This window comes from Winogradskyella sp. (assembly GCF_025210595.1).
Taxonomy (GTDB): domain Bacteria; phylum Bacteroidota; class Bacteroidia; order Flavobacteriales; family Flavobacteriaceae; genus Winogradskyella.
In genome coordinates this window covers 22,364-42,590 of record NZ_JAOARH010000051.1, presented here as the reverse complement: position 1 = coordinate 42,590, position 20,227 = coordinate 22,364, and the positions used below count along the sequence as shown (strand labels likewise).

The 20,227-nt window shown below is 31.4% G+C and carries 23 protein-coding genes; 10 read left to right on the top strand and 13 right to left on the bottom strand.

Annotation, left to right across the window (positions count from 1 at the left end):
* From N4A42_RS06065 to N4A42_RS06055, 3 genes are all read right to left on the bottom strand, one after another.
* Positions 1–269: LemA family protein (locus N4A42_RS06065; protein WP_294071383.1), on the bottom strand; the 269-nt coding region annotated here is incomplete at its 3' end.
* A gap of 13 nt (positions 270–282) precedes the next feature.
* Positions 283–612 (bottom strand): MerR family transcriptional regulator, encoded by a 330-nt coding sequence (locus tag N4A42_RS06060; protein WP_294071380.1) that lies wholly within the window; start codon positions 610–612, stop codon positions 283–285.
* Position 613: 1 nt separating this feature from the next.
* Entirely contained in the window at positions 614–1,585 is a 972-nt protein-coding gene (locus N4A42_RS06055) for a M23 family metallopeptidase (protein WP_294071378.1), read from the bottom strand.
* A gap of 129 nt (positions 1,586–1,714) precedes the next feature.
* Between N4A42_RS06055 and alaS the strand changes: the two genes are divergently transcribed.
* The 6 genes from alaS (at position 1,715) to N4A42_RS06025 (ending at position 9,917) form a co-directional block, all read left to right on the top strand.
* Positions 1,715–4,327, top strand: a complete 2,613-nt coding sequence (gene alaS, locus N4A42_RS06050; protein ID WP_294071375.1) for an alanine--tRNA ligase — start codon at positions 1,715–1,717, stop codon at positions 4,325–4,327.
* A 36-nt stretch (positions 4,328–4,363) separates the two neighbouring features.
* Positions 4,364–5,314, top strand: coding sequence for a GSCFA domain-containing protein (locus N4A42_RS06045; protein WP_294071372.1), 951 nt, complete (start codon positions 4,364–4,366; stop codon positions 5,312–5,314).
* A gap of 114 nt (positions 5,315–5,428) precedes the next feature.
* Complete coding sequence (locus N4A42_RS06040) at positions 5,429–5,962, top strand: DUF6252 family protein (protein WP_294071369.1); 534 nt, start codon at positions 5,429–5,431, stop codon at positions 5,960–5,962.
* Between the two features lie 357 nt (positions 5,963–6,319).
* Complete coding sequence (locus tag N4A42_RS06035) at positions 6,320–7,342, top strand: ATP-binding protein (RefSeq protein ID WP_294071366.1); 1,023 nt, start codon at positions 6,320–6,322, stop codon at positions 7,340–7,342.
* 44 nt (positions 7,343–7,386) lie between these two features.
* On the top strand, positions 7,387–9,201 hold the full coding sequence (locus N4A42_RS06030; RefSeq protein ID WP_294071363.1) for a tetratricopeptide repeat-containing sensor histidine kinase: 1,815 nt from the start codon (positions 7,387–7,389) through the stop codon (positions 9,199–9,201).
* Positions 9,202–9,269: 68 nt separating this feature from the next.
* Positions 9,270–9,917 (top strand): response regulator transcription factor, encoded by a 648-nt coding sequence (locus tag N4A42_RS06025; RefSeq protein ID WP_294071361.1) that lies wholly within the window; start codon positions 9,270–9,272, stop codon positions 9,915–9,917.
* Positions 9,918–10,007: 90 nt separating this feature from the next.
* Here the strand turns inward: N4A42_RS06025 and coaD are convergent, their stop codons facing one another.
* Positions 10,008–10,469 carry a pantetheine-phosphate adenylyltransferase gene (coaD, locus tag N4A42_RS06020; protein WP_294071358.1) on the bottom strand — a complete coding sequence of 154 codons (462 nt, stop codon included), beginning with the start codon at positions 10,467–10,469 and terminating at the stop codon, positions 10,008–10,010.
* A gap of 103 nt (positions 10,470–10,572) precedes the next feature.
* Positions 10,573–11,550, bottom strand: coding sequence for a D-alanine--D-alanine ligase (locus tag N4A42_RS06015; RefSeq protein WP_294071355.1), 978 nt, complete (start codon positions 11,548–11,550; stop codon positions 10,573–10,575).
* 175 nt (positions 11,551–11,725) lie between these two features.
* Between N4A42_RS06015 and N4A42_RS06010 the strand changes: the two genes are divergently transcribed.
* The 4 genes from N4A42_RS06010 to N4A42_RS05995 all read left to right on the top strand — a co-directional run bounded on the left by N4A42_RS06010 (position 11,726) and on the right by N4A42_RS05995 (position 15,065).
* Positions 11,726–12,277, top strand: coding sequence for a PASTA domain-containing protein (locus N4A42_RS06010; protein WP_294071352.1), 552 nt, complete (start codon positions 11,726–11,728; stop codon positions 12,275–12,277).
* A 6-nt stretch (positions 12,278–12,283) separates the two neighbouring features.
* Complete coding sequence (locus N4A42_RS06005) at positions 12,284–13,315, top strand: RluA family pseudouridine synthase (RefSeq protein WP_294071349.1); 1,032 nt, start codon at positions 12,284–12,286, stop codon at positions 13,313–13,315.
* A gap of 290 nt (positions 13,316–13,605) precedes the next feature.
* The gene (gene yaaA / locus N4A42_RS06000) at positions 13,606–14,364 is read left to right on the top strand and encodes a peroxide stress protein YaaA (protein WP_294071346.1); all 759 of its coding nucleotides are present in this window, start codon (positions 13,606–13,608) and stop codon (positions 14,362–14,364) included.
* Complete coding sequence (locus N4A42_RS05995) at positions 14,364–15,065, top strand: uracil-DNA glycosylase family protein (RefSeq protein WP_294071343.1); 702 nt, start codon at positions 14,364–14,366, stop codon at positions 15,063–15,065. Before yaaA ends, N4A42_RS05995 begins: the two co-directional genes overlap by 1 nt.
* Positions 15,066–15,113: 48 nt before the next feature.
* Here the strand turns inward: N4A42_RS05995 and N4A42_RS05990 are convergent, their stop codons facing one another.
* The 8 genes from N4A42_RS05990 to trpB form a co-directional block, all read right to left on the bottom strand.
* The gene (locus N4A42_RS05990) at positions 15,114–15,533 is read right to left on the bottom strand and encodes an EF-hand domain-containing protein (protein WP_294071340.1); all 420 of its coding nucleotides are present in this window, start codon (positions 15,531–15,533) and stop codon (positions 15,114–15,116) included.
* Between the two features lie 85 nt (positions 15,534–15,618).
* Complete coding sequence (locus N4A42_RS05985; protein WP_294071337.1) at positions 15,619–16,071, bottom strand: tRNA (cytidine(34)-2'-O)-methyltransferase; 453 nt, start codon at positions 16,069–16,071, stop codon at positions 15,619–15,621.
* Position 16,072: 1 nt separating this feature from the next.
* Positions 16,073–16,927, bottom strand: coding sequence for a hypothetical protein (locus N4A42_RS05980; RefSeq protein WP_294071334.1), 855 nt, complete (start codon positions 16,925–16,927; stop codon positions 16,073–16,075).
* 65 nt (positions 16,928–16,992) lie between these two features.
* Positions 16,993–17,205 (bottom strand): hypothetical protein, encoded by a 213-nt coding sequence (locus N4A42_RS05975; protein WP_294071331.1) that lies wholly within the window; start codon positions 17,203–17,205, stop codon positions 16,993–16,995.
* A 2-nt stretch (positions 17,206–17,207) separates the two neighbouring features.
* Complete coding sequence (locus tag N4A42_RS05970; RefSeq protein ID WP_294071328.1) at positions 17,208–17,828, bottom strand: class I SAM-dependent methyltransferase; 621 nt, start codon at positions 17,826–17,828, stop codon at positions 17,208–17,210.
* Entirely contained in the window at positions 17,828–18,592 is a 765-nt protein-coding gene (trpA, locus tag N4A42_RS05965; RefSeq protein WP_294071325.1) for a tryptophan synthase subunit alpha, read from the bottom strand. Before trpA ends, N4A42_RS05970 begins: the two co-directional genes overlap by 1 nt.
* 75 nt (positions 18,593–18,667) lie before the next feature.
* The gene (locus N4A42_RS05960) at positions 18,668–18,949 is read right to left on the bottom strand and encodes a GIY-YIG nuclease family protein (RefSeq protein ID WP_294071322.1); all 282 of its coding nucleotides are present in this window, start codon (positions 18,947–18,949) and stop codon (positions 18,668–18,670) included.
* A 35-nt stretch (positions 18,950–18,984) separates the two neighbouring features.
* The gene (gene trpB / locus N4A42_RS05955) at positions 18,985–20,166 is read right to left on the bottom strand and encodes a tryptophan synthase subunit beta (RefSeq protein WP_294071320.1); all 1,182 of its coding nucleotides are present in this window, start codon (positions 20,164–20,166) and stop codon (positions 18,985–18,987) included.
* Positions 20,167–20,227 lie beyond the last annotated feature (61 nt).

Sequence of the window (20,227 nt, the reverse complement as noted above, 5' to 3'; positions counted from 1 at the left end):
CTAACATCAACATTAATTGAAGTTGCTTTAGAACGTGCTTCTATAACTTCATTTAATGTTTTTCTTTCAAAATCTGCAGCACCTTGTACTGTTTTAATTACTGTACTATATAAATCGCTACGTCTTTGATAAGTGCTTTCTACGTTAGACCATGCTGTTTTTGCATTTGCTTCTAGCTCAACAGATGTGTTGTTTATGCCAACAGCCCATTGGTAAATACCAAACCCTATTATGGCAATAACAATAACAGGAACTAACCATCTTTTCATAATTGATATGTTTTTAAAGTTGTGTTTTTATTTTAATAAGTTGTGCTTTTATGCTTTCAAGTTTTTCTATGATTTCAAACTTTTCTAAAGATTGTTTCTTTTCTTCTTTTAGGTGAGTTTTTGCTCCTTCTAATGTAAACCCTCTTTCTTTTACGAGATGATAAATAAACTTTAGGTTTTTGATATCCTCTGGAGTAAATTTTCTGTTGCCCTTAGCATTTTTCTTAGGTTTAATAATGTCAAATTCCTTTTCCCAAAAACGAATTAAAGATGCATTTACCTTAAAGGCTTTGGCAACTTCACCAATGCCATAGTAACGTTTTTCTGGTAAATCTATATACATATTAATCTAGGGATTGGTTTTCTAATGAGGCTTTTCTCAGTAGTTCATTAAACTCTGATGCAGATAAGTTACCATAATAGAAATTTATAGGATTGATGCGTTCACCATCTTTAAAAACTTCGTAATGTAAATGTGGAGCTTCAGATCGTCCTGTACTACCAACATAGCCAATGAGGTCGCCTCGTTTTACACGCTGATTAACTCGTACATTATATTTATATAAATGCGCATACAAGGAAACATAACCATAACCATGGTCTAGGCGTATGTGTTTACCATATCCTGAAGCTCTATTGTCTGCACGTTTTATAATACCATCTCCAGTAGCATAGATTGGTGTGCCACGTGGTGCAGTAAAATCCATGCCAAAGTGAAATTTTCTTGCCTTTGTAAAAGGATCTGTTCTATAACCATAACCAGATGCCATACGAGTTAAATTTTCATTTCTTACAGGTTGAATAGCTGGTATGGCTTCTAAAAACTTTTCTTTGTCTTCTGCTAACTTGGCAATTTCATCAAGCGATTTAGACTGAACGACTATTGCTTTTTCTAAAATATCTAGACGTTTATTGCTTTCTGAAATTAATTGTGAATTGTCAAAACCTTCAAACTTTTTGTAGCGATTAATACCTCCAAATCCAGCGCGTCTTTGTTCTTCTGGTATAGGATTGGCTTCAAAATATAATCTGTAAATGGCATTATCGCGTTCTTCTACATTTTCTAAAGCAGTGATAGCATCATCCATACGTTTGTTTAAGAGCTCATATTGCAATTGCATATTTTGCAATTCTCTTGCTAACTGACGTTCTTTAGGAGAGTGTATGTAATTACTAACGATAGCAAAAGATAAAAAACCAAACAAAGCAGCAGCCAAGAGAAAAACGGTTGCGTATTTTAACGTTGTTACTTTTTTACGCTTTATTTTACGGTAAGAAAGCGTCTCTGCATCATAATAATATTTTACCTTAGCCATGTTCTAATTTATACTATTTTTGCAGCAATCATACACTTTACGTGTTCTGCCAAAATTGCTGAACTTTCAAATATAAAGATTGTTTTGCAAATGTGGTAATATTAACGAAACAAGCTATAATTTCAGTATATGACATCTCAAGATATTCGTACTAAGTTTTTAAATTTTTTTGAAAGCAAAAAGCACCTTATTGTACCTTCAGCACCAATGGTGACCAAAAATGATCCTACTTTAATGTTTGTTAATTCAGGTATGGCACCTTTTAAAGAATATTTTTTAGGTAACAGTGATCCGAAAAATAATAGGATTGCAGACTCGCAAAAGTGTTTAAGAGTTTCTGGTAAGCATAATGATTTAGAAGAAGTAGGTTATGATACCTATCATCATACTTTATTTGAAATGCTAGGTAACTGGAGCTTTGGTGATTATTTTAAGAAAGAAGCTATAGCTTGGGCTTGGGAATTATTGACTGAAGTTTACGGCATAGATAAGGACATTTTATATGTTACGGTTTTTGAAGGAAGTGATGATGATGATAATTTAAAAATGGATCAAGAAGCATACGATTTATGGAAAGCATTTATTCCAGAAGATCGTATTCTTATGGGAAATAAAAAGGACAATTTTTGGGAAATGGGAGACCAAGGGCCTTGTGGACCTTGTAGCGAAATACATGTCGATATTCGTTCTGCTGAAGAAAAAGCCAAAGTAGATGGTAAATCTTTAGTAAATATGGATCACCCTCAGGTTGTAGAAATCTGGAATTTAGTTTTTATGCAATACAACCGTAAAGCAAATGGCACTTTAGAGGCGCTTCCGAATAAACATATCGATACAGGAATGGGCTTTGAACGTTTGTGTATGGTATTACAAGGTGTACAATCTAACTACGATACAGATGTGTTTACGCCAATTATTCGCGAGATTGAAACCATTACCAACAAGGATTATGGTAAAGACGAAAAAACAGATATAGCTATCAGAGTTATATCAGACCATGTAAGAGCTGTTGCATTTTCTATTGCAGATGGTCAGTTGCCTAGTAATACTGGAGCAGGTTATGTAATTAGAAGAATATTACGTCGTGCTGTGCGTTATGGCTTTACGTTTTTAGACAAAAAAGAGCCATTTATATATCGATTAGTTGATATTTTGAGTAAAAAAATGGGAAAAGCGTTTCCTGAAATTAAAGCTCAAAAACAACTCATTGAAAATGTTATTAAAGAAGAAGAATCTTCCTTTTTAAGGACTTTAGAACAGGGTTTAATTTTATTGAATCGTATTGTAGAAGAAACAAAAGGCGATACCGTTTCTGGTGAAAAAGCTTTTGAATTATATGATACTTACGGATTTCCAATAGATTTGACAGCTTTAATTCTTTCTGAAAAGAATTTAAAACTCGATGAAAAAGGATTTGAAGAGCAGCTTCAAATTCAGAAAAATCGTTCTCGTAAAGCTAGTGAAACTTCAACGGATGATTGGACATTGTTAGTAGAAGATAGCGAGCAAGAATTTATTGGTTACGATGCACTTGAGGCTAATGTGAAAATTACACGTTACAGAAAAGTTACCTCTAAGAAAGATGGTGACATGTATCAGTTGGTTTTTAATCTAACTCCGTTTTATGCAGAAGGTGGAGGACAAGTAGGTGACAAAGGATATTTGCAAGATAATCATGGTGATGTAGTTTATATTTTAGATACTAAAAAGGAGAATAATGTTATTATTCATTTTGTAAAAAACCTACCTAAGCATCTTAACGAAACTTTTAAAGCTGTAGTAGATGAAAAGCAACGTTTTAGAACAGAATGTAATCATACTGCAACACATTTATTGCATCAAGCATTACGCGAAGTTTTAGGTACACATGTAGAACAAAAAGGATCTGCAGTACATTCTAAACATCTGCGTTTCGATTTTTCTCATTTTTCTAAATTAACAGTTGAAGAGCTAAGAGATGTAGAAAATTTTGTAAATGCACGTATTGATGGAAAATTAGCTCTAGAAGAAAATAGAAATGTACCAATGGATAAAGCTATGGCAGATGGTGCTATGGCTTTGTTTGGCGAAAAATATGGTGATACAGTAAGAACTATCCGTTTTGGACAATCTATTGAGTTATGTGGTGGTACGCATGTTAAAAACACATCAGATATTTGGCATTTTAAAATTGTTTCTGAAGGAGCAGTAGCAGCAGGAATACGACGAATAGAAGCCATTACCTATGATGCGGTTAAGGACTTTTATTTTGAAAATAACAGAGCTTATTTTGAAATGAGAGACCTACTTAATAATGCTAAAGAACCTGTAAAAGCATTACAAAATTTACAAACTGAAAATACTAATCTAAAGAAACAAATAGAGCAATTACTTAAAGATAAAGCCAAGAATGTAAAAGGTGAACTTAAAAGCCAAATTACCGAAGTTAATGGTATAAACTTTATCGCTAAAAAAGTAGATTTAGATGCCTCAGGAATTAAAGATTTATGTTTTGAATTAGGTGGCGAAGTAGATAATCTTTTTGCTTTATTTGGTGCTGACACTAATGGAAAAGCAATTTTATCTTGTTATGTGTCTAAGAACTTGGTTGCGGAAAAAGATCTTAATGCTGGGCAGATTGTAAGAGAACTTGGTAAGTATATCCAAGGAGGTGGAGGAGGACAACCATTCTTTGCAACTGCTGGTGGTAAAAACCCTAGTGGTATTGATGAGGCTTTGAATGCTGCGAAAAATTATTTTTAATGTTATTCTGAACTTGTTTCAGAATCTCTTTAAAACATGAAACTTAAAACCAACATACCATTACAATCACAACAACATAATCAAATAGATTACAATTCTAAGATTATGTTGTTGGGTTCATGTTTTTCTGAAAATATTGGAAGTAAGTTTAAGTATTATAAGTTTCAGAATACAGTTAATCCATTTGGGATATTGTTTCACCCATTGGCTATTGAGAATCTTATTGCAAGAGCAATTAATAAAGATTTTTATTCTGAAGGTGAACTTATACAACATAATGAAGTTTGGAGTTGTTTTGATACGCATTCTAGATTGGATACTATTTCGAAAGGCGATTTGTTAAAAAGTTTGAACGACCAAATCGAATTAACGCATCAGCATCTCAATGCATCATCTCATATCATTATTACTTTAGGAACAGCTTGGGTTTACAGGCATATTGCTACAGATAAACTTGTAGCAAATTGCCACAAAGTGCCTCAAAAACAGTTTTTAAAAGAGTTACTTTCTGTTGAGCAAATTGCTGAGTCATTAGAAGCCATTGTTAGTTTGGTTAAGAGTATAAACCCTAAAGTTAATTTTATATTCACGGTTTCTCCAGTTCGTCATTTAAAAGATGGCTTTGTAGAAAATAATAGAAGCAAAGCACATTTGTTATCTGCAATACACCATATTGTAGAACCTAGAAAGCAGTTGTATTATTTTCCATCTTACGAAATTGTAATGGATGAACTAAGAGATTATCGTTTTTACAGTACAGATATGATTCATCCAAACGATTTGGCAATAGACTACATCTGGGAAAAATTTAATACAGTTTGGTTAACTGAAGAAGCAATAAAGGTTTCAGAAAAAGTAGGTAGTATTCAAGCTAAAAAAGCACATCGACCTTTTAATCCTAATTCTGAAGCACATCAAAAATTTCTTGCCAAACTAGAATTAGAGATTGAAGATTTACAAGCAAAATTTCCTGACATCTTATTTTAGTTTAATTATTTAAAAATCAATATGTTATAAAAATATACGCAATTCGTCGTATGTTTTATCATCATCTTATTGTTGAGATTTACCTCAATTATTAACCAATAAATTATTTCAACAATGAGAACTTTAAAAAATTTTATGTTATTATTAATGACAATGTCATTGGTAACATTTACATCATGTAAAAGTGATGATGACGGAGGTGATGGAGGAGATGCACCTTCAGGTACATTAATAGCACGTATAGATGGAGCAAATTTTCAGTCTTTAGATATTTCATCTTCTGCAACAGTTGCAAACAACGGAAACAATTTAATTATTATTGCTTCTAATAGCGATGGGAATGCTTTTTCTATAACCATAGTCGGTTATTCTGGACCAGGAACCTATCCTTTAGGTGGTGGAGCAAACATTTTTAATTCTGCCTCTTATACAGAAACAGATGTTGACATTAGCAACCCTCAAAACTCTACCACAGAAATATGGCAAGCACCTTATGATGATACACAAGTTGGAGAAGTTAATATTTCAGAAGAAACAGAAAATAAAATTATGGGAACTTTCAATTTTAATGGTAAAAATGTGAATGGAGACCAGTCATTGAAGGATATTACTAATGGATCTTTCAACTTAGATAAGCAAACTATATAGTTCTGTAATTAGAAAATGCTCATTTCGAAGTTTGGGTTTTCCTTCTAATGCTTACTAATAAAATAAATAAATTTTTAACAGATGAAACTGCTATTGACTCAAGTATAAACAATAATAATGCTAGTGCTTTGGGTAAGTATTACATCATTAATTGTGGAAGAGACACCATAATTCTGTAGCTCTTTTAATTATAAACCAAATGATGAAATGATTTATGTCTATAACCCTAACAAATAAATCTTGTTGTTGAGGTTTATTAGGATTAAGCGTAATTCCTACATAATTGCGCTTAATCTTTTTTTAACACCTCTTAATCGAATAAAAAGAGATTTAAGGACAATTAATTATATATTGTATATGCTATTAATCAATTTTTTTAAGAAAACATCAGTTATTGTTTCTGCCTTAAAAGGCCGAATGTATCTGATGTTTTTTTTATTGTTAATAGTTGCTAATAGTCAAAATGATAAGAGCAGAAGTGTAGATAGCTCCATTGATTTATCCAATAAGCAAACAAATAATGTATTAGTCTTATTTAAAGAATACCATTCGGTTGAAAAACAAAAGCAAATTTTAATTCAGCGCGCAAAATCAGCAGAGCAAAGTTTAGTGATACAAAAGCGCAATTATCAAATTTTTAGCTTTACCACAATTGTTATAGTATTAAGTTTAATAAGTTTTCTGTTTTATAACCAAAAAAGGTTTAGAACCCAGCAATCACGCAAAGAAAGCGAATTAAAAAATGCTTTAATTAGAATTGAAACTCAAAACAAGTTACAAGAACAACGTTTAAGAATAAGTAGAGATTTGCACAATACTATATGTGCTCAACTTACATTCATAATTTCTTCCATAGATAATTTAAAATATGGCTTTGAGATTAAGAACGAAAAGTTAATAAGAAAGCTAGAAACAATAAGTAGTTTCACTTCTGGTGCTATATATGAGTTAAGAGATAGTATTTGGGCAATGAATAAAAGTGAAATCACTTTTGAAGATTTACAAACTAGAATTTCTAATTACATTGATAAGGCGCATTTATACGATACTAAAGTTCAGTTTGTTTTTAATGTAGAAGACAGTGTAGATATCTCTAAAAAATTTACTTCCGTAGAGGGGATGAATATTCATCGTGTAACTCAAGAAGCTATTCAAAATAGTTTAAAATATGCTAGAGCTTCTAAAATTAAAGTGAATGTTTCAAAAAATATATTAAACTATGTCTTTAAAATTTCAGATAACGGAATTGGTTTTGATATAGCTTCTGTAAAAAGCGGAAATGGTTTTAATACTATGAGACAAAGAATTTCTAGTATTGGAGGTGAGTTAAAGATAAATTCAAAAGAAAATCAAGGCACTGAGATTATAGTTACTGTATGAGTTTTTTTAAAATTAGTATCTTGTTATTGCTATTAATTAAACCTATGATAAGAAAATTAGTTCTCTCAATTTTACTACTGTATTCTTTTCAGGCATTTTCTCAAAAAGGCTCTTATTTAGATTCGCTGTCGCAAGAAATATCTAAACTTTCAAAAAAAGAGCAAGTAGAGCAAATTGTTAGCATACCTTACGATAAAGTGGTAAGTAATATTAGGTTTTTAGATAGTTTAACCGAAAAAGCTATCGCATATTCTAAAGAGATTAAGGACACGTTGTTGTTGGCAAAATCTTTAGAAAAGAAGCGTTTGGTGCTTCATTTTACATCTCGAACGGAAGAAACAATAGCCTTGTCTTTAGAGATAATTAAGCTTTATGAAACCTTAAATCTTCCGGTTAAAGTTGGTGATAGTTATGCCAACTTAGCGTGGAAAATTAAGTATCTAGATTTAGATAAATCTATGAGGTATATGACAAAAGCTATTGCTTTATTAGAGTCAAATTTTGATGCACAGATTATTAATCCGGTTTATGATAATTATGGAGTGTTGCATGCTTTAAAACATCAATTAGATAGTGCACTTTATTACCATAACAAATCGCTAAAACTAAAAAAAACACTCAACGATAGTGTAGGTATACCGTTTGGGTATTGTCATTTGGCTGAGATATATGCCAAGCAGTCCGAGTACAATAAGGCAGAAGCTTATTTAGATAGTGCAATGGTAATTAGGGAAAAGCGAAAGGATATTTACGGCATTTCTGATACACATTTATATATTGGTGATCTTTATTTTAAAAAGAAAGATTACAATAAAGCCGTAAATAGTTATGAAAAAGGGTTTAATCTCTCTAAGGGTAATAGCTATTATCCTTTAAAAAAATATGCTTCGGAATATCTTTATAAAAGCTATGAGGCTAAGAACGATTATAAGAATGCTTTGCATTATCATTTAGTTTATACAAAACTCAAGGACAGTGTTCTTAATACAGAAACAAATAATCGCATACACGAGCTAGAGATTCGTTTTCAAACCGAAAAAAAAGAAAAAGAAATACTATCGCAGCGTGCAGACCTTGCCGAAAAAGAGTTAGATCTTAGTAAAAAGAATACATATATACTTGGTTTAGGAGCCCTTGCTGTGGTTTTAGGTCTTTTAGGATATTTATTTTACAATCAGCAAAGGCTAAAGAATAGACAACTTCAAAAAGAAAATGAATTAAAAGATGCTTTAATTAAAATTGAAACTCAGAATAAGTTGCAAGAGCAGCGCCTGAGAATTAGTAGAGATTTGCACGATAATATAGGTGCTCAACTTACATTCATTATCTCATCAATAGATAATCTTAAATACGGATTTAAAATTCCATATAAACTAGGTGATAAGCTTAAAAGTATAAGTGAGTTTACCACTACAACAATTCATGAGCTAAGAGATACAATTTGGGCAATGAATAAAGATGAAATTACCTTTGAAGACCTAGAGATTAGAATTTCAAATTTTATTGATAAAGCCAATCTTGCAGCACAAAATATTAAATTCAATTTTAAAGTAGAAAATAAAGTAGATAAACAAATTACCTTTTCTTCTATTAAAGGAATAAATATTTATAGAATCATTCAAGAGGCTATAAATAATAGTTTAAAATATGCCAATGCTTCAGTTATAGAGGTTTTAATAACTGAAGCAAAAGAACAAATGAAAATTAGCATTTCTGATGATGGAAACGGTTTTAATGAAGCTGATGTCGATTTAGGAAACGGTTTAAATAATATGAAGAAACGAGCCGAAGAAATTCATGGAGAGCTAACAATTAATTCTAATACAACCGATGGTACAATCATAATTTTAGAATTTTGAAATACGATGAATTACGTATAGGTATTCTATATTTAAAGAGTGATATTTATAATATAAAAGCAAAATAAATGGTCATAAGAATAGCCATAGTAGATGATAACACTTTTTTAATAAAAGCAGTAAAAGAAAAATTGTCTTTTTTTGATGATTTGCAGGTGAGATTTATTGCCATGAATGGTAAGGATGTTATAGAAAAGCTCAAAGAAAACCATAATATTGATTTAATCTTAATGGATATTGAAATGCCTGAAATGAATGGTATTGAAGCTACAGAACAAGTAAAGCAAAAGTATCCACATATAAAGATTATAATGCTTACTGTTTTTGATAATGACGAAAATATATTTAATGCTATAAAAGCTGGTGCTGATGGTTATTTACTAAAAGAAATTAATGCGGAAGATTTACATTCTGGTATTTTAGAAACCTTAAATGGAGGTGCTGCAATGAATCCTTCAATTGCCTTAAAGACCTTAAAATTGCTTCGTAATCCGTTTGTGGAAGACAAGCAAGACAAGGAAGAAATTAAACTTACCAGTAGAGAAGTAGATGTTTTAGAACAGCTTAGTAAAGGCTTAAGTTATAATGCTGTAGCAGAAAACCTTATTTTATCTACAGGTACTATTAGGAAGCATATAGAGCATATTTATCGAAAATTACAAGTTCACAATAAGTTAGAAGCCGTTGCAAAAGCGAGACGAAATAATATTATTTGACAACAATTTTTTATTGTTTCTACCTTGAACTGTCACGTTGAGCTTGTCGAAGTGTAGTTTCAAGATCTTATAAAAAATAAGCTTCAAATTTTAAGGATTTGTTACCCTCACACTATCTGGAACCAGAATGGTATAATCTCCATTATTTCTAATAACATCGCGCACAATAGAAGATGAGATGTACGATGTTTTAGCAGCAGTTAATAAGAATACAGTTTCAATCTTAGAAAGCTTACGATTGGTATGTGCAATAGCCTTTTCAAATTCAAAATCGGCAGGATTACGCAAACCTCGTAATATATATTTGGCGTTAATTTCTTTACAGTAGTCTACGGTTAAACCTTGGTAAGTAGTAACTTTAACTTTAGGTTGGTGTGCAAATGCTTTTTCAATAAAAGCCTTACGTTCTTCTAGCGAGAACATATACTTTTTATCAGCATTAATGCCTATAGCAACAACAACTTCATCAAAAAGTTTTACACCACGTTTTATAATATCGTAGTGTCCGTTTGTAATCGGATCAAAGGATCCTGGGAAAAGTGCGCGTCTCATGTTAACTTCCTGCGAAGGCAGGAATCTTATTAATTATAACTATTAGCAAATATAAGAATTAAGAAATTGAGTAACTGATTCAGAATTCATAAATCTTAAATCGTCAATTATTTAAAGCTTCCTCAATAGCATTAGTAAACAATTCTTGTAAATTAATACCCGCTTCAGCAGCTTGTTGAGGCAAAATACTTTCTTTGGTTAAACCAGGTACAGTATTCATTTCTAAAAGGTGAGGTTCATCGTTTTTAAAAATAAACTCGCTTCTAGAGAAGCCTTTCATACCAAGAATTTTATAAACCTTTTTGGCTTCTATTCTTACTTTATTGGCATAGTCATCAGAGATTCTGGCTGGAGTAATTTCTTGTGATTTTCCTTCGTATTTAGCTGCATAATCAAAAAAGTCGTTTTCAGATACAATTTCAGTAATAGGTAAAACAATAATTTTACCTTTATAAGAAATGACACCAACAGATACTTCTACTCCATCTAAAAATTGCTCAATAATAATTTCGTCATCTTCTTTAAAAGAGCTTTTAATAGCAGCTTTTAAGTCTTCTTTTTTGTAAACTTTATAAATGCCAAAACTACTACCAGCTTTATTGGCCTTGACAAAACAAGGTAAACCTACTTTATCTACAATGGCATCTTCATTTATAGCATCTCCAAGATTAAGATAATAACTGTCAGCAGTTTTTATACCAAAAGGTTTTAATGTGGCTAATAAATCACGTTTGTTAAAAGTTAAAGCAGCTTGGTACATACCACAACTGGTTTGAGGTAATCCTAATAATTCAAAATAAGCTTGCATGTAGCCATCTTCGCCTGGTGCTCCGTGTATAGCATTAAAAACACAGTCGAATACAATTTTATTATCATTTATAGTAATAGAAAAATCGTTTTTGTCAATAGGAAATTCTTCATTAGAATCATTGACGTAAACCCATTTGTCTTTAAAAATATGAATACGGTAGGCATTATATTTTTCTTTGTTTAAGGTATTGTATACAACGTTACCACTCTTAAGCGAAATTTTGTATTCGCTAGAATAGCCTCCCATAATTATGGCAATGTTTTTTTTCATCTCTATTGCCCACGCAAGTGGGTAGCTTTAATTAAAAATCTTCTTACGTAAAAGTATCATTTATTTTCAGAAGTTTTTCAATTCTGGTAGTAACAATCTAAATCTATTCTAGTAAACGTATATTAATTTTATTGCATAAGATTATTTATTAGATTTGTCAACAAGTAAACAGCCTATGAGTTTAGTTAAGTTTTTAACCAGTAAAGTATTTTTTAAACAATTAGCACTAGCAGTAGTTGCCATTGTAGTATTAACTTTTATTATGCTTAAATGGTTGAATATTACCACAAATCATGGTGAATTTGTTGTTGTGCCAGATTTAAAAGGAAAGTCAGTTGAAACCGTTAAGATAGAATTAGACGATAATGACTTAGTTATGGAAATACAAGATTCAGCAAATTTTAATCCTAAATATCCTAAATATTCAGTTATAGAACAAAACCCAATAGCTGGCGCACAAGTCAAAGAAAATAGAAAGATTTACTTAATTCTAAATCCATCTGGTTACCGTAAAGTTGAGGTGCCTAATATTCTTAAACGTACTTTTAGACAAGCCAAGCCACAACTACAAGCTTTAGAATTTAAAATAGGTGAAATTACCTATATAGATAACATTGGTAAAGATGTAGTTTTAGGAATGAAGCACAAAGGCAAAACCTTAGCGCCTGGAGCTATGTTGCCTTTAACATCTACAATTGATTTGATTTTGGGTAATGGTAAACGCTAAACTGTAATGAGTATTATTGTTGATGATTCAAATCACGAAGACGAACTATATGAGCATTATGCTTTTAAAGTAGAAAAAGGTCAGCAACCACTTCGTATAGATAAATATTTAATGAATTTTGTTGAGAATGCTACACGAAACAAAATTCAACAAGCTGCAAAAGACGGTTTTATTTTTGTAAATGGAAATGCAGTAAAATCTAATTACAAAGTAAAACCAAACGATCAAATAATTGTAAAATTTGAGCATCCACCACACGAAAACCTATTAGTAGCAGAAGATATTCCTATAGATATTATTTACGAGGATGAAGATGTATTAGTGGTTAATAAACCAGCAGGTATGGTAGTGCATCCTGGTCATGGTAATTACTCAGGTACTTTAATTAATGGCCTTATTTATCATTTTGAAAACTTACCTAATAATTCTAGCGATAGACCTGGTTTAGTGCATCGTATAGATAAAGATACTAGTGGTTTGTTAGTTGTGGCTAAGACAGAAAAAGCTATGGCACATTTATCTAATCAATTTGCAGAAAAAACTAGTGAAAGAGAATATGTGGCTTTAGTTTGGGGAAATATTAAAGAAGACGAAGGTACTGTTGAGGGTAATATTGGTCGCCATCCCAAAAACAGATTGCAAAATACGGTTTATGAAGGTGAAGAAGCCTATAAGGGAAAGCCAGCAGTAACACATTATAAAGTTTTAGAACGTTTAGGTTATGTTACTTTAGTAAGTTGTAAGCTCGAAACTGGTCGTACACATCAAATACGTGTACACATGAAACACATAGGTCACACGCTTTTTAATGACGAACGTTATGGAGGCGAAAAGATCTTAAAAGGAACAACATTTACAAAGTATAAGCAATTTGTAGAAAATTGTTTTAAAGTACTCCCAAGGCAAGCACTACATGCAAAAACACTAGGTTTTGAACACCCAACAACTGGCAAATGGTTGAGCTTTTCAACAGATATTCCAGAAGATATACAATTATGTATAGAGAAGTGGAGGATTTATGCTAAGCATCAGTATTAAATTCCAGCGAAAGCAGGAATCCCATATAGAAAGTAAAGCAAATTAATTAGAATAATTAATAACATTTTTTTGTCATTTGAACTTGTTTCAGAATCTACTTCTAAAATTTTAGATGCTGAAATAAATTCAGCATGACAGACTAATAATACTTTTTTAGATATAAATAATCCTTATACAACTATCTAGATTAGTTGTTAGCGATACTTGAAACTATTCTAATTACATCGTATTTTTACATAAAAAATATTGTTTAACTTAAATAAGATACCTGTTTTTGCAGGTAGTAGCCTATGAAACTCGTATTGTCACCAGCAAAATCTTTAAATTTTGAAAGCCAAATTCCAACAACCAAAACATCTGAAGGTTGTTTTTTAGCTGAAGCTGAACGTTTAAATAAGCTACTCAAAAAGAAATCTGCTAAGAGCTTGTCTAAGCTTATGAAAATATCAGATAATCTCGGTCAGCTCAATTACGAGCGCAACCAAGAGTGGCAATTACCGTTTACAAAAGATAATGCAAGACAAGCTTTGTATGCTTTTAGTGGTGATGTGTATAGAGGCATAGATGCTTACACTATTGATACAAATAGGCTCGATAAAGTACAAGACACTGTAAGAATCATTTCAGGATTATATGGTATTTTAAAACCATTAGATTTAATTCAGCCATACCGATTAGAAATGGGTACTAAAATGACAGTTGGTAGAAATAAAAACCTTTATGAGTTCTGGAAAAAGAAAGTGACCCAAGCTCTAAATGATGAGTTAGAAGATGATGAAGTGTTTTTAAACTTAGCAAGTAATGAGTATTTTAAAGTCATAGATACAAAAGCATTAAAAGCACCTGTAATTACTGCAAATTTTAAGGATTTAAAAAATGGTGAATATAAAACCATAATGACCTTTGCAAAACTAGCACGTGGTTATATGACGCGCTATATTATAGATACAGATGCTAAAACTATAGATGATGTAAAAGGGTTTAATTACGAAGGTTATGGTTTTAGTGAAAGTTTATCTTCTGAGAATGAGTTGGTTTTTATAAGATAATGTTTTTTCATAAGCATCCTTACAAGCCTTTTATACAAAAAGATACCAAAAAGTTAATTGTTGGTACGTTGCCACCACCAAGATTTTCAACAGGTGAGTTATTAGAAAAAGACGTTGATTTTTGTTATGGCAGTTACTATAATTCTTTATGGTTATTTATAGACAAAATTCATAACCTCAATTTAAGATACGATAATTCCCAACAAGCTATTGAAGAGCGCAAGCAGTTTTTAATTAATCATAAAATAGGTGTTTGCGACATCGTAGAAAGTGCAGAACGTGAAAAAATAGATGCTTCTGATTTGGGTATGCAAAACATTAAGTTGAGAAATATTATTGGTTATCTTAAAGTCTATCCAAGTATAGAAACTATTTTGTTTACAGGAGGAAACAGTAAAAACGGACCAGAATATTTCTTTAGAAGACATATAAGGGATTATGGATTAAAGTTGGAGTTGGTGAATAACGAAGTGCCGAGAATTCATCAGTTTACACTTTGCGAATCTGAACTTGTTTCAGAATCTGAAAAAGCTAAGATTGATGAACCAAAAAGAATCATAAAAACAGTGTCTCTAACCTCAGGTTCAGGTGCAGCCAATATTTCTATAAGTAGATTACCACTTTACAAGCAATTAAAAGCTAAAAATCCAAATTTTAATACATTCGATTTTAGAGTGATGCAATATTCTGAATATTTTTAAACAAACAAACCTCTGAAATTTCCAGAGATTTGTTGTTTAGTGTTTCGTTTAGTGTCTACGACGCTTATGCTTTGGTCTTTGCGCTTGTTTTTCTTCAACAAAAGCTTTGTATTCTTCTTTATTTATAGTTCCATTGCCATCTGCATCCATCTCAGCAAATCGTTTTTCTATGCGTTCTTCTTTAGATAGTTTTTTCCTAGTAGTAAACTCTTCTAAGGATAAAGATCCGTTTGTGTCTGTGTCTAATTCTTTAAAACGATCCTCAATAATTTCGGCTTTTATTTCTTTTCTCTGACGTTGATCTTTAAATTCTTCTAGGGTTAAAGCGCCATCTTCATTAGTGTCTAATTTTTGAAATATTTTTTCAGGATCATGCTTTTTTCTACCCTTTTTTTCTTGTGCGTTTACAAATGAAATAGAACATAACGTAACTACTAATAGACTAACTTTTGCTGTTTTTAAAATCATAATATTTTGTGTTTTAATTAATGAACACTACTATGACTGAGATATTCTAAAAGGGTTTAATAGTAAGTTTTCTTTTATGAAATATTTAACGTAGTTGCCTTAGACCTTCATAAATAATAATACTTACGGCATTAGCAAGATTAAGGCTTCTAATATGCTCACTGTACATAGGTATTTTAAAAAGTTGATCTTTGTGTTTTTCGATTAAAGGCTTGGGTAAGCCCACAGATTCTTTACCAAAAACAACAAACATATCGTCTGAAAAATTTATATCCCAATGTGATTGTTTACCATGGCTGGATAGGAATACCATTTTGGCTTCAGAATTTTTTACAAAAAAGTCATTTATAGAATCGTAGTAAATGACTTCTAGATGTTGCCAATAGTCTAAGCCAGCACGTTTTAAACGTTTATTGTCAATTTCAAATCCAAAGGGTTTTACTAAATGCAATTTTGAACCTGTTGCTAAAGCTAATCTGCCAATATTTCCAGTATTATTGGGTATTTCAGGCTCTATGAGTACAATGTTTAGAGGCATTTTATTTAATATTAAAATAGTTTACTATTCTTTTATTTCGTTGTTTTAATAAGTCCTCTTTTAGCCTTCTGTTTAATATGGTTCTTCTTATATTTCTAATGTCAGCCAGTGCCTGATGTTTTACTTCATCACTGTTTTTAACGGTAATAGTAGTATAACCTATCAATTCTTTAGAGTTAAGATCATACACATTAGCAGTAGACATTAAAACTCCTCCAATAAATTTATCTCTCATAACCAAACTAGGTTTCTTGGCATAAATATCATTAATGAAAACAATATATTGAATTTGCTTAAGCTTTAATAGTCTAGACTGACGGTCTAATTTTAAACGATTTTTTTTCTTGAGGTTGATAGAATCTTTGTATCTATCAAAAAAGTTGGGATTGTTGTAATAATGAAAGTAATCTGGAACAAGATCTGATACATGTAAAGGGCTATTTTCATAGGTTCCATCAGAAAAATTTGTTAATACGTATTTGGTCTTTAGTTTGCTAATAACTTCATCGTTTATACCGTAAAGCGAAAGCCAATTAGCGGAATTGTTTACAACTACAGTATTTGATAGCGTTAAATTTAGGTTAGTTTTTATAAAGGGTTTGATTTTAAGTAATGCTCTTCTTTTGGTAACTAATTCTTCGGTATTTGTGGAGTCTATCAATTCGAATTTTGAGGCTAATAAATCTTCTAGATTCAAAGAGTTAACGTTATTAAGAAGTTGTTCAATTTGAGGTGAATGACTAGCATAAATACTATCTAAAACTTTTGATTCTTTATCTACATAACTCGATTTGTTATCCTCACTGCACGAAAAAAGTGATGTGATGATTACTATTAATAGAATTTTATATTTCATTAGTTGTTTAGTGTTTTCAAGAGTAATGTTTAGTGCCGCAATTATTATTAACTAATTTTAGACTCTCACTTTTTTAATTTTAAAATAATTAGCCTAATTAATAATATAAACGGGAACCCATGGAGTAAAACATCAAAATAATCTGCAGCTGTCATTCCAACGGCTCCTCCAGTAAGCCACCTTACTTTACCTATAATATGTGGTTCAGGAAAAAAAGGGGCTAACCCTAAGGTTAAGCATAATAAAATTACGATACGCCAATTATTGATTGTCTTCATAATTAAGCTTTTTTAAACTTGCAAAAAGTAAAGCTTTGTGTGGTGCTAAACGGCGTTTGATGCTCTATGGTTTTGCAATCAATCTTACTAAATGTGTCTTTAAAAATATGATTTAAGGAGTCTTCAGAATATTGTTTAATGTCTATGCCACTACATTTTTTAGGGCCTTCTGTAGAAAAGGTTCCAATAATTAAGCTTCCAGAAGGTTTAATGCCTCTTTGAGCTGCTTTTAGATAATTTTCAATATCTTTATCATCGGTTAGAAAATGAAATGCAGCTCTATCATGCCAAAGATCATAGCTTGCTTTTGGGTTAAAGTTAGAAGCATCAGCCTCAATCCATTTTACATTTTCGCTTTGTTTTCCTAAACGCTTTTTTGCTCTTTCAATTGCCTTTATTGAGATGTCTAAAACAGTTATGTTTTCGTATCCTAATTTCAATAAATTATCTACTAAAAAGCTATCACCTCCTCCAATATCTATAATACTAGCAGTTTTAGGAATATTTAATTCTTCTATAAGGTTAAGTGATGTTGTGGGTGTTGGTTGATACCAACTGACTTCATTTAATTGTTTGGTACTATAAATATTTTCCCAATGCTCTTTTCTGTTAAATGTATCCATTAGTATATAATTTGTTTTACAAAGCTATCAATTTCATTGATACCATGTTTAGATAAATGTTTTATAAAAGCACTTCCTATTATTGCTCCTTTGGCATATTGTGTGGCTTGAGTAAAAGTATCATTGTTTGAAATACCAAAACCAACTATTTGCGGATTTCTAAGTTGCATATTGGCTATACGATTAAAGTAGTCTGTTTGTGTGTTGCCAAAGCCAGTTTGTGCTCCAGTTGTACTTGCTGAACTTACCATATAAATGAATCCGTTTGAAATGGAATCGATATAATGAATACGTTTTTCTGAAGTTTGAGGAGTTATTAAAAAGACATTGATTAAACTATATTTTTCAAACGTAGTTTTGTAGTATTCGTCATAAATATCTGCTGGTAAATCTGGAATAATAAGTCCGTCAATACCAATGTCTTGGCATTTTTTGCAAAAGGCTTCAACACCATATTGTAACACAGGATTGAAATAGCCCATAATTATTAATGGAATTGATACAGATTGACGAATGTTTTTTAGCTGTTTAAATAGTTTTTCGGTTGTCATTCCATGTTTAAGTGCAGATGTAGAGCTAGCTTGTATCGTTGGTCCATCTGCTAAAGGATCACTAAATGGCAGTCCTATTTCAATCATATCTACACCAGATTTTTCTAAATTTTGAATGATGCTAACCGTATCATCAATATTAGGATAACCTGCTGTAAAGTATATGGAAAGAAGCTTTTTGTTTTCCTGTAATTTTTGATTTATTCTATTCATGTCTATTTTCTACGAATGCGAAAATCTTTTAATTAAACATTAGTTTATTTTCGTCACCCTGAACTTGTTTCAGGGTCACATAATTTTTAGTGTTTCAAGTTTTGGGTTTTTTTTCTTAATTAAATTAATTTTCCAGTCCTTATGCCAATTTTTTAATTGATTTTCTCTATCTATTGCTTGATTTACGTCTGTAAGTTTTTCAAAATAAATTAGATCTTTAAGATTATATTTTTTAGTAAACTGAGCACCTGTACCATTAGCATGTTCAGTTATTCTTTTTTCCAAATTAGTTATAGCACCTATGTAAAAAGTTGTTCTGTAAGTATTAGTCATTATGTAAACAAAACTGTATTTCATTTCTATTGAGATGCTGAAACAAGTTCAGCATGACGCTAAAATTTAAAATAATCAATATAATTCTGTAAATCTTTATCACCACGACCAGATAAACTAATAACTACAATATCATCAGGTTGAAACGATTTGTGCTCAAAAACAGCAAGTGCATGAGCGCTTTCAATGGCTGGGATAATACCTTCTAATTTGCATAATTCTAATCCTGCTGCCATAGCTTCATCGTCTGTTGCAGAGTAAAACTCACCACGACCAGATTTATATAAATGGGAATGTAAAGGGCCAACACCAGGATAATCTAAACCAGCCGAAATAGAATAAGGCTCTGTAATTTGCCCATCATTAGTTTGCATTAATAAGGTTTTACAACCATGAATAATACCTTCTTTGCCAAGAGCTGAAGTTGCTGCGCTTTTGCCAGAATTGATGCCTTTTCCTGCTGCTTCAATTGCAATGATTCTAACATTTGTATTGTCTAAAAAGTGATAATAAGTGCCAGCAGCATTACTGCCACCACCAATACAAGCCACTACATAATCAGGATTTTCTTTGCCTTCTTTTTCTTTAAGTTGCCATTTGATTTCCTCTGAAATTACAGACTGAAATTTAGTTACCATATCTGGATATGGATGAGGCCCAATTACTGAGCCAATAATATAATGTGTATCCACAGGGTTATTTATCCAATCACGAATAGCTTCGTTGGTTGCATCTTTTAATGTTCGGCTTCCTGATAGTGCAGGTCTTACTTCTGCACCTAGCATTTTCATACGAGCAACATTAGGTGCTTGTCTTGCAATATCAATTTCTCCCATATACACAATGCATTCAATTCCCATTAAAGCACAAACAGTAGCTGTGGCAACACCATGCTGACCAGCACCAGTTTCGGCAATAATTCTGTTTTTACCTAAGCGTTTTGCCATAAGTATTTGTCCGATAGTATTGTTGATTTTATGTGCACCTGTATGGTTAAGGTCTTCTCTTTTTAGATAGATTTTGGTGTTGTGTTTTTTTGAAAGACGTTTTGCAAAATAGAGTGGTGAAGGACGACCAACATAATCTTTTAATAATTGATGAAAATCTTTTTGAAATGAAGGTTCAGCCATTATTTTTAAATAATTCTGTCGTAGTTCTTCAACATTTGGATAAAGCATTTCTGGTATATATGCTCCGCCAAATTCACCGTAATAGCCTTTGTTGTTAATGTTATAACTCATAATTTTTAACCTTCTCGTTAGTTTGAGTGATTTTCGATTTTTATCGAAATTGTACGGAAAC

Bases quoted from the DNA above. Each gene is read 5' to 3' on its own strand.
- N4A42_RS05995 (WP_294071343.1), top strand. From the start codon at position 14,364: ATGTTTTTTCATAAGCATCCTTACAAGCCTTTTATACAAAAAGATACC.
- N4A42_RS05975 (WP_294071331.1), bottom strand. From the start codon at position 17,205: ATGAAGACAATCAATAATTGGCGTATCGTAATTTTATTATGCTTAACC.
- trpA (WP_294071325.1), bottom strand. From the start codon at position 18,592: ATGAATAGAATAAATCAAAAATTACAGGAAAACAAAAAGCTTCTTTCC.
- N4A42_RS06015 (WP_294071355.1), bottom strand. From the start codon at position 11,550: ATGAAAAAAAACATTGCCATAATTATGGGAGGCTATTCTAGCGAATAC.
- coaD (WP_294071358.1), bottom strand. From the start codon at position 10,469: ATGAGACGCGCACTTTTCCCAGGATCCTTTGATCCGATTACAAACGGA.
- N4A42_RS06045 (WP_294071372.1), top strand. From the start codon at position 4,364: ATGAAACTTAAAACCAACATACCATTACAATCACAACAACATAATCAA.
- N4A42_RS05980 (WP_294071334.1), bottom strand. From the start codon at position 16,927: ATGAAATATAAAATTCTATTAATAGTAATCATCACATCACTTTTTTCG.
- N4A42_RS06040 (WP_294071369.1), top strand. From the start codon at position 5,429: ATGAGAACTTTAAAAAATTTTATGTTATTATTAATGACAATGTCATTG.
- trpB (WP_294071320.1), bottom strand. From the start codon at position 20,166: ATGAGTTATAACATTAACAACAAAGGCTATTACGGTGAATTTGGCGGA.
- N4A42_RS06060 (WP_294071380.1), bottom strand. From the start codon at position 612: ATGTATATAGATTTACCAGAAAAACGTTACTATGGCATTGGTGAAGTT.
- alaS (WP_294071375.1), top strand. From the start codon at position 1,715: ATGACATCTCAAGATATTCGTACTAAGTTTTTAAATTTTTTTGAAAGC.
- N4A42_RS05990 (WP_294071340.1), bottom strand. From the start codon at position 15,533: ATGATTTTAAAAACAGCAAAAGTTAGTCTATTAGTAGTTACGTTATGT.
- N4A42_RS05970 (WP_294071328.1), bottom strand. From the start codon at position 17,828: ATGGATACATTTAACAGAAAAGAGCATTGGGAAAATATTTATAGTACC.
- yaaA (WP_294071346.1), top strand. From the start codon at position 13,606: ATGAAACTCGTATTGTCACCAGCAAAATCTTTAAATTTTGAAAGCCAA.
- N4A42_RS06035 (WP_294071366.1), top strand. From the start codon at position 6,320: ATGCTATTAATCAATTTTTTTAAGAAAACATCAGTTATTGTTTCTGCC.
- N4A42_RS05960 (WP_294071322.1), bottom strand. From the start codon at position 18,949: ATGAAATACAGTTTTGTTTACATAATGACTAATACTTACAGAACAACT.
- N4A42_RS05985 (WP_294071337.1), bottom strand. From the start codon at position 16,071: ATGCCTCTAAACATTGTACTCATAGAGCCTGAAATACCCAATAATACT.
- N4A42_RS06025 (WP_294071361.1), top strand. From the start codon at position 9,270: ATGGTCATAAGAATAGCCATAGTAGATGATAACACTTTTTTAATAAAA.
- N4A42_RS06010 (WP_294071352.1), top strand. From the start codon at position 11,726: ATGAGTTTAGTTAAGTTTTTAACCAGTAAAGTATTTTTTAAACAATTA.
- N4A42_RS06005 (WP_294071349.1), top strand. From the start codon at position 12,284: ATGAGTATTATTGTTGATGATTCAAATCACGAAGACGAACTATATGAG.
- N4A42_RS06055 (WP_294071378.1), bottom strand. From the start codon at position 1,585: ATGGCTAAGGTAAAATATTATTATGATGCAGAGACGCTTTCTTACCGT.
- N4A42_RS06030 (WP_294071363.1), top strand. From the start codon at position 7,387: ATGATAAGAAAATTAGTTCTCTCAATTTTACTACTGTATTCTTTTCAG.